Here is a 304-nt window from a genome sequence, read left to right as displayed (position 1 = left end):
CGTCCATACCGTGATAAAAGCTCAATGGGCGGGAGAGAATGTCCCCAATCGATTTGGCCGGATTAAGTGCGGTATCAGCAAATTGAAAGACAATCTGCAATTGGCGCAATTGCTCGCGACTACGATAGCGCAGATCGCTTGGCATGTCCTCGCCATCGAAGCGTATTTTGCCCCGCACCGCAGGCAAGATACCCGCAATCACCCGCGCAAGCGTGGACTTGCCACAACCCGATTCACCAATAATCCCTAGGTTTTGCCCGCGGGAGAGTTCAAGACTGACATTGTCGACCGCAATCATCGCCGG

The 304-nt window shown here is 53.9% G+C and carries 1 protein-coding gene; it reads right to left on the bottom strand.

Going from position 1 to position 304, the window contains the following annotated elements; all coding sequences use genetic code 11:
• Positions 1-304: ATP-binding cassette domain-containing protein (locus tag QSJ70_RS27515; RefSeq protein WP_285541391.1), on the bottom strand; the 304-nt coding region annotated here is incomplete at both ends.

The organism is Brucella sp. NBRC 12950, assembly GCF_030268145.1.
GTDB lineage: Bacteria > Pseudomonadota > Alphaproteobacteria > Rhizobiales > Rhizobiaceae > Brucella.
The sequence above is the reverse complement of the archived record's forward strand: the minus strand, read 5'-3'. Positions and strand labels throughout refer to the sequence as shown.